Below are 9,753 nucleotides of genomic sequence, written 5' to 3'. Positions count from 1 at the left end.
CAACAACGCACCGAAGATCTCCCACACCGAGACATCAAAGGCATACGAATGACACTGACTCCACACCCCCACCGCCGGCAGGCCCGCATCCAACGACGCCACCAACTGGGTCACATTGGCGTGGGTGACCGCCACCGCCTTGGGCACCCCGGTCGTGCCCGAGGTGTAAATCAGGTACGCGACATCCTCCGCGGCCGGCGGCGGTAGAGCCGTGCTGGGTTGGGTGTCCACAGCGGGATCGTCGACCTCGATGACCACCACATCAAACCCATCCAACCGCCCGGCCAGTTCGGTAGTGGTGAGCACGGCGACCGGCGCGGCATCAGCGAGCATGAACCCAATCCGCTCCCGCGGCTGCTTTGGATCCATCGGCAGATACCCCGCCCCCGTCTTGAGCACCGCCAGGATCGCCACGATCGCCTCGACCGACCGAGAAAACACCAGCCCCACACACTGCCCCGGACCCACACCCTTATCGGCCAACACATGAGCCAACCGGTTCGCGCTCTCCTCAACCTCGCAATAGGTCAACCACCGCTCGCCGCAGCAGATCGCCACCGCCTCCGGCACACGCGCCACCTGCACACCAAACAACCCCGGAATCGAAACCGGCGCCATCACCGACTCGGCCAACACCGCCCGATTACCCCACCCATCCAAACGAGCACGCTCACCATCACCGAGCACATCCACCGACGACAACAACCCGCCCGGATCAGCAGTCAACGCCACCAACACCCGCTCCAACCGCTCGATCAGCACCTCGATGCTGTCCGCGTCGAACACATCGGTGCGAAATTCCGCGTGTCCGTATATCCCGGCGGGCTCACCGGCCTCAGTCCAACGTTCCTTGAGGAAGAAGACCAGATCCATTTTCGCAGCTTGGGTATCCGTGAGCAGTGGCGTCACCTGCAGATCACCCAAACTCAGCCCGGTCGCGGGGACATCGACTTGTCCGGGGAAGTTCTCCCAGCCCAGCATCACCTGAACCAGCGGGTGATGGCCCAGGCTTCGGGTGGGGTTGAGCCGCTCGACCAGCACCTCAAAGGGCACATCTTGGTGCTCATAGGCAGCCAGGCCGCGCGCTCTCACCTGGGCCAGCAGATCGGACACGGTGGGATCACCGGTCAGATCGACTCGCAGCACCAGGGTGTTAACGAAAAACCCCACCAGCTCGTCCAGCGCCGGGTCGCGCCGCCCAGCGATCACGAACCCCAACGCCACATCGGTGCTGGCGCTGAGCTTCGAGAGCAGCACCGCCACCGCGGCCTGCATCACCATGAAACTGGTCGCGTTGTGCTCGCGGCTCACCCGCGCAACCTGCTGCTGCAACTCCGCCGGCCACTCCACCGCCACCTTCGCGCCGCGATGATCAGCCACCGGCGGATAGGGCCGATCGGTGGGCAGCTGCAGCCGGTCGGGCATCCCGGCCAGGGCCTGCTCCCAATAAGCCAGCTGCGCGGCGATGCGGCTGTCGCTGTCTTCCAGATCACCGAACTGCGCGCGCTGCCACAGCGTGTAGTCGACATACTGCACCGGCAATGGCGCCCAGCCCGGAGCCCGCCCCGCGCACCGGCTGGCATACGCCACCCCCACATCACGCACCAGCCGGGTCATGGACCAGCCATCGGCGGCGATTTCGTGCACCACGGCCACCAGGACATGTTCGCCGTCGGCGACCCGGAAAACCCTTGCCCGTAACGGGATCTCGGTTGCCAGGTCGAAGATGTAGCACGCCGCTGCGTTGACGGCCTCAGCCAGTCGGCTTTGCGGCCAGCCGGTGGCATCAGTGATCTGCCAGCCGAAATCAGCTCGTTCACTGGGGATAACCACCTGCTGGGGTGTTCCCTCGACCGCCACAAACAGGGTGCGCAAGCTCTCATGGCGGCCCACCACATCGGCCAGCGCCGCACCCAGCGCGTCGGCATCAAGCGCACCGCGCACCCGCAACGCCACCGCCACGTTGTAAACCGGTGAAGGTCCCTGCAGCTGGTCGATGAACCACAACCGCTGCTGGGCGAACGACAACGGAATCACCGCGGGCCGCTCACCCGCCACCAACCGTGGGAGCCGACTCGTCTCCGCCCCGATACGGGGCGCCAGTTCGGCAACCGTGGGCGCCTCGAACACGGCGCGCACCGAAAGATCCGCGTCCAGACTGACGTTGATTGCGGCGATCAGGCGCATCGCCGACATCGAATCCCCACCCAGGTCGAAAAACGAGTCGTCGACCCCGACCTTGTCGATCCCCAGCACCTCGGCGAACACGCCGGCGACGATTTCTTCGGTCTGAGTCTGCGGCGCCCGGAAGGCTGTGGCGGCAAACACCGGCGCCGGTAGGGCCCTGCGGTCGAGCTTGCCCGAGGAGGTCAACGGGAACTCATCGAGCACCACAATCTGGGTCGGCACCATGTATTCGGGCAACCACGCGCTCAACCGCTGACGCACCGCGGTGACCTTGATGTTGGTATGCGGGTCATTGGCGTGGGTGCCGCCTTGGTAGGCCCCGTCGGGTGGCAGGTAGAGATCGCTCAGCGGTCGGGTGTGCCGGCGGTGAGGGTCGTCGGGAGCGATGAAGACGGCATCCAGGGTGCCGGGTCGGGTGCCCCAGGTGACCGCGACGTGGTATCCGATTGTTTCGCCGAGGCGGTGCAATTCCTCGGGGACAACGGCATTGGCGACGTCCGCGTCAGCCAGAGCGTCGGCCAAGGGCAGCCCGTCGGCGAGGGCTTGTTCGATGTGAACGTCGGTGATCACGCCCGCGCGGGGGATCTCGGTGATACGGACGGCACTCGGACGTTGGGATACCAAATGTTCGCGCAGTCCGCGCAGGCCTGCGCACGGGGCCCAGGCCCAAGTGTCTACGGTGGCCAGTGAGCGCACCGGTGCCGGGGTCTTATAGATAGTGACGTCGTACCGATACCAGTTGAGTTCGTTGTCGGCCATGCCGCGTTTGACTTCGATGTCAAGTCCGGCCACCGAAGCGCGGTCGGCGGCCCAGCTTGTGAAAAACTCTGGCGCCAGCAGTAATTCCGGTTCACCGAGCATCGCGCGCTGGGCGCGTTGGCGGATCTCGGCGGCATCGGAGGCGGAGGTGAAGCGGGCCAGCGCGACCCCGGTTTGCAACGCTCCCTGCAGGGTCTGGTTACGCACATCACCGATAAACACCGCCCCGCCGGGGGCCAGCAGATCCATGGCGGTGTCGATGACCTCGGACAGGTACCCCGCGTTCGGGAAGTACTGGATGACCGAATTGAGAATGATGGTGTCGAAGTAGTCCCGTGGCAGTGACCCGGTGGTGTGGGCGGGTTGGGTCAGCAGCTGGACCCGATCGCGCCACTCGATTTGCAACTGCTGCAGCGAGCGGGTCAAAGTGTCGATGGCGACCGCCGAGATGTCGGTGCCGACATAATGTTCACAGTGCGAGGCGATCTGGGACAACACCAGCCCGGAGCCCGCGCCGATCTCCAACACACGCCGAGGCTGCAGGGCCAGGATCCGATCCACCGTCGCCGAGCGCCATTCCTCCATCTGCTCGAGCGGGATCGGGTCATCGGTGTAGCTGCTGTGCCAGCCCCGAAAATCCATGCCGAACTCCGACACGGCGATGTCAGCGTCGTACAGCTCGTCATACATGTGTTGCCATCGGTCAACGATCTCGGCGTCCTGATCGCTAGCCGTGGCGGTGTGCTCGAGGGTCACATAGGCGACGAGATGGGAGCCGGTGTCGCCGTGGTGCACGGTGGCGGCGGCCTGGGTGACCTGCGGACAGGCCAGCAAGGTGTTTTCGATTTCACCGAGCTCGAGACGCTGTCCACGTAATTTGACCTGGGCGTCTGTGCGGCCCATGTACTCAAGGGTGCCAACCGGGGTCCAGCGGGCAAGATCACCGGTGCGATACATCCGCGCCCCAACATGCCCCGCTGAGGTTGCAAAAGGATTTGCGACGAAGCGCTCCGCGGTCAACCCCACCCGGCCCAGATAGCCGTGCGCCAGCGCGGGTCCGGCCAGATACAGCTCGCCCACCACTCCGCTCGGCGCCGGGTTCAGCCGCGAGTCCAGCACCAACGCACATACCCCCGGGATCGGGGCGCCGATGCCCACCGGCGACTCCCCGGACAGCGGCGCAGTGCAGGTGGCCCAGATGGTGGTCTCGGTGGGGCCGTAGGCGTTGAACATCTGCCGGCCCGGCGCCCAGACGGCCGCCAACTCAGTCGGACAGGACTCCCCCGCGGTGAGCAGCGTCGCCAACCCGTCCAACCTGGCCCGATCTAGCGACGACAGCACCGTCGGGGTCAACACCGCCGCGTCGATCCGATGGCTGGCCAGCAGTCCGGTCAACGCCTCCCCGGCATATGTGTCAGGCGGCGCCACCACCAACGCCGCCCTCGACGCAACCGCCCACCACACCTCGAACAGCGACGCATCAAAGGTCGGCGAAGCCACCATCAGCACCCGTGCATCCGCGCGCAACCCGAACACCTCACGTTGCGCTGAGGCGACCCCCATCACACCGGCATGGCTCACCGCCACCCCCTTAGGGACACCGGTGGACCCCGATGTGAAGATCACGTAGGCGGTGTTGTCCACCCCCAGCGCCGCCAGCCGGTCGGCATCCGTGATCGGCTCCGCGCCCCAACCGGACAAGTCCAGGCCATCGATCTGCCACACCGGGAGCGCCCCGGCCCCTGCGACGGTGTCGGCACCACGGGTCACCACGCATACCGCTGCGACGGTGTCCAGCACCGTGGCGATGCGCTCGACCGGATGAGCCCGATCCACCGGCACATACACCCCGCCGGCCTTGACCACGGCCCACCAGGCCACCACCAGCTCCACACAGCGGTCCATCGCCACGCCGACCGCGCGCTCCGGACCCACGCCGGCCTCGATCAGCAGCCGCGCCAACCGGTTTGACCACTCATCGAGCTCGCGGTACGACAGCTGCCGTGCACTCTCGACGACCGCTACCGCCTCCGGGTCGGCGGCCACCGCGGCGGCCAACAACTGGGGCGCCACCCCCACCGGTGCCCTCACACCAGCGCCAGACCACTCCGACAGCACCAGATCACGCTCACCGCGATCCAGCAACGACACATTCCCCACCAACACCGAGGCATCCGCGATTACCGCCCCGATCACCCGCCCGAACCAGGCGACCAACCGCTCGATGGTGGACCGGTCATATAAGTCCGTCGCATACAACACCGCGCCGCCGGCCATCGGCGCGGCCGGGTCCGCGGTGGGTATCTCACTCAGCTGGAAATCCAGGTCGAATCTGGCGGTGCGGGTGGACAGTCCCAGCTGCTCGACGCTGACTCCGTCGATCCCGACCTCGGGGCGCACGTTGTTTTCGAAGGCCATGGCCACCTGAAACAGCGGATGATGCGCCGCAGAGCGCGCCGGGTTCAGCTGCTCGACCAGTAACTCGAACGGCACATCCTGGTTGCTATAGGCATCCAGTGCTTTTTGGCGCACCTCGTGGAGCACGTCGGAGAACCGACGCCCAGGGTTCACCCCCACTCGCAACACCCAGGTGTTGACGAAGAACCCGACCAGATCATCGAGCGCTGCATCCAACCGCCCGGCGATCGCCGTGCCCATCGCTACGTCCTCGCCAACCCCGGCGCGGTGCAATAACACCGCCGTGACCGCCTGCAACACCATCGAAACCGTCGCGTTGTGCGCCGCGGCCAGCGCCTTGAGCCCCGCCCACACCGGCGGCTCGATCCGCACCTCCACTGCATCGCCGCGGTAACTCGGCACCGGGGGACGGGCCCGATCCGCCGGCAGTGACACCACCTCGGGCAGCGCGGCCAACTCCTGTCGCCAATAGGCCAACTGTGCGGCAATCACACTGTCGGGGTCGGACTCGTCCCCCAGCCACTCCTGTTGCCACAGCGTGTAATCGGCGTACTGCACCGCCAACGGCGCCCACTGCGGGGCCCGGCCCTGCCGCCGCGCCAGGTACGCCTCGCCCACATCCCGGAACATTGGCGCGATCGACCAGCCATCAAAAGCGATGTGATGCGCCACAATCCCCACCACATGCTGCTCGGGGCACACCGCATAGATCTGCGCCCGAATTGGGATTTCCGCCGACAAATCGAACCGATACCCCGCCAGCACAACCAATTCGCCGACCACATCCTGCTCTGGCAGCGAGACCACCGCCGCGCCCCCGCGCCGCCACATCCCCGCCTCCGCCGGCAACACCTTCTGGAACGGCACACCGTCAACGTCGGGAAATATGGTGCGCAGCGATTCGTGGCGGGCGATCACATCGTCCAGCGCCGCCCCCAACGCCTCGACATCCAGCGGTCCACTGATCCGAAACGCCGTCGGCATGTTGTAGGTCGCAACCCCGCCCTCAAACTGGTTGAGGAACCACATCCGGCTCTGGGCATACGACAACGGCAGCACCGCCGGCCGCCCGCCAGCCAGTAATGGCTTGCGCCCACCGCCATCCCCGCCGATACGGGGGGCCAACAGGGCAACCGTGGGCGCCTCGAACACGGTGCGCACCGCAAGATGAGCATCCAGGGCGATGTTGACCGCGGCGATTACCCGCATCGCTGACAGTGAATCCCCACCCAAGTCGAAAAACGAGTCATCAACCCCCACCCGCTCCAGCCCGAGTACCTGGGCGTAGATACCTGCAAGGATCTCCTCGACCGGGGTAGTGGCGGTGCGGTAGCCGTCGCTCTCGGTGTACTCGGGTGCCGGCAGGGCGCGGGAGTCGAGCTTGCCGTTGGAAGTCAACGGCAGCGCCTCCAACATCACCACCGCGGCCGGAACCATATAGGCCGGGAGCCGCTGGGCCAACCGGGCGCGGAGGTCGGCTGGGTGTGCGGTCCCGGTGACATAACCCACCAGCCGCTTCTCGCCGGGGCGGTCCTCGCGGGCGACCACCGCCGCCTGCTCCACTCCATCCAGCCCGGCAAGTGCCGCCCGGATCTCACCGAGCTCGATGCGATATCCGCGGATCTTGACCTGCTCGTCGGCGCGCCCGACGTACTGCAGCTGCCCATCAGCGCCCCAATACACCAAATCCCCGGTGCGATACATCCGTATCCCCGCCACGCCTGCGCCCCCGAAGGGGCAGGCCACAAACCGCGACGCGGTCAAACCCGGCCGCCGCACATACCCGCACCCGACCCCGGCGCCGGCCACATACAACTCCCCGACCACTCCGGCCGGCACCGCCCGCAACCACCCGTCCAACACAAATAACGCCGTCCCGGACACCGGCAACCCGATCGGCGGCGCTCCCGAACCACTCTCAAGGCGGCCTGTCATCGTGACATCCACCGTCGTTTCGGTGGGGCCGTACTCGTTGATCAATGTGGCGATGGGAGCGTATCGGTCCACAAGTTCTTTGGTGCACGCCTCACCGGCCACAATCAGCGTCATGCCTTGCAGTCGGTCGACTGGGAGGGCGGCTAGCGCTGTGGGCGTAAGCACCGCGTGGGAGACTTTTTGCTGGCAAATCAAGTCGATTAATTCGTTGCCCGGAAGGGCCTGGTCATTGACGGGAACCACCGCGGTCGCTCCGGACAGCAATGCGTACCACAGGTTTCCAACCGAAGTGTCGAAGAATATCGGCGCGAACTGCAGAATTCGGCTGTCGGGCGTGATGGCGAGACGCTCAACGTGCGTCGTCACGAGGTCGGCAATGCCGCGATGGGTGATTGCTACGCCTTTCGGAGCGCCGGTGGTGCCTGAGGTGTAAATGATGTAAGCGATGTTGTCGCAGGCCGGCGCCGGCAAACCCGTGCACGGATAGGTCAGCATGCGAGCGTCTTCGACGTCGATGACAAGCAGATCGTGCCCATCGAGTCGCGACCGCAGGTCCTCGGTGGTAATGGCGGCGACCGGCTCAGCGTCGGCAACCATGAACCCGATCCGCGTCGCCGGCAGTTCCGGGTCGATCGGCAGATAGGCTGCCCCGGTTTTGAGCACTGCCAGGACTGCCACGATCGCCTCGGCTGAACGGGAAATCAGCAGTGCCACACACTGTCCCGGACCCACACCATGGTCGGCCAGCAGGTGCGCCAACCGGTTCGCGCTCTCCTCAAGCTCGCGATAGGTCATGGAGCGGCCCCCGCAGCTGATCGCCACCGCCTCCGGGGTACACGCCACCTGCGCAGCGAATAGCGCCGGAATCGATATCCCCGCCGCCGGCTGGGCCAACACCGCGCGGTTACCCCATCCATCCAGGCGGACGTGCTCACCGGCATCGAGCAGGTCCACCGACGAGAGCCGCCGTACGGGGTCGGCGGTCAACGCCACCAACACCCGCTCCAACCGCTCGATCAGCGCCTCGATGCTGTCCGCGTCGAACACGTCGGTTCGAAATTCCACGTCCCCGTAAATCCCAGCGGGCTCACCGGCATCGGTCCAGCCTTCGGCCAGGGTGAACGTCAGATCCATGCGGGCCCACTGGGCGTCCGTTGGCATCTGGGTGACCTGCAGATCACCCAAGGCCAACGTGGCGGCGGGGTCGCTGGTTTGCCCGGGGAAGTTCTGCCAAGCCAATACGACCTGGACCAGAGGGGAATGGGCCAGGCTTCGGGTGGGGTTGAGCCGCTCGACCAGCACCTCAAAGGGCACATCTTGGTGCTCGTAGGCGGCCAGGCCGCGCGCTCGCACCTGGGCCAGCAGCTCGGCCACGGTGGGATCACCGCTCAGATCGACGCGCAGCACCAGGGTGTTGACGAAAAATCCCACCAGCTCATCCAGGGCGGGATCGCTTCGCCCGGCGATCGAGAACCCTACCGCCACATCGCTGCTCGCGCTGAGCTTCGCCAGCAGGACCGCCAGCGCGGCCTGCACCACCATGAAACTGGTGGCGTTGTGCTCGCGGGCCACCTCGCGCACCCGCTGCTGCAACTCCACCGGCCAGTCCACCGCCACCTTGGCGCCGCGGTAATCGGCCGCTGGCGGGTAGGGCCGATCGGTGGGCAACTGCAGCCGCTCAGGCAACCCCGCCAGCGCCCGCTCCCAGTAGGCCAGCTGCGCGCCGATGCGGCTTTCACTGTCATCGAGATCACCGAACTGCGCGCGCTGCCACAGCGTGTAATCGACATATTGCACCGGCAATGGCGCCCAGCCGGGGAGCCGCCCCGCGCACCGGCTGGCATAAGCCACTGCCAGGTCACGCGCCAGCGCGGTGATCGACCAGCCGTCCGCACCGATGTGGTGCACGACGGCCACCAGCACGTGTTGGTCGTCGGCGACCCGGAAAAGCCTTGCGCGCAAAGGGATGTCAGTTGCCAGGTCGAAGGTGTAGCACGCCGCTGCGTTAACGGCCTCAGCCAGTCGGCTTTCGGGCCACCCGGTCGCGTCAGTGATCTGCCAGCCGAAGTCGGCTCGCTTACTGGGGATAACCACCTGCTGCGGTGTTCCCTCGACCGCCACAAAGAGGGTGCGCAAGCTTTCATGGCGATCCACCACATCGGCCAGCGCCGCACCCAGCGCGTCGGCATCAAGCGCACCGCGGACCCGCAACGCCGCCGGTATGTTGTAGACCGGTGAAGGCCCGTGCAATTGGTCGATGAACCACAACCGCTGCTGGGCGAACGACAACGGAATCACCGCGGGCCGCTCACCCGCCACCAACGGCTCAGGCCGACCCGCCTCCCCACCGATCCGGGGGGCCAACTGCGCGACCGTGGGCGCCTCGAATACGGTGCGTACGGACAGGGTGGCGTCGAGGGTGTTTTCGATCGCGGCGACTAGGCGGGTGGCTAG

General features: G+C 66.3%; 1 protein-coding gene. It reads right to left on the bottom strand.

The genetic code is table 11. The features are described from left to right. On the bottom strand, nucleotides 1-9,753 hold a 9,753-nt coding region (locus tag A5652_RS29025; RefSeq protein WP_156745321.1), incomplete at both ends, for a non-ribosomal peptide synthetase.

Source organism: Mycobacterium sp. 1165178.9, assembly GCF_001673555.1.
GTDB lineage: Bacteria > Actinomycetota > Actinomycetes > Mycobacteriales > Mycobacteriaceae > Mycobacterium.
The sequence above is the reverse complement of the archived record's forward strand: the minus strand, read 5'-3'. Positions and strand labels throughout refer to the sequence as shown.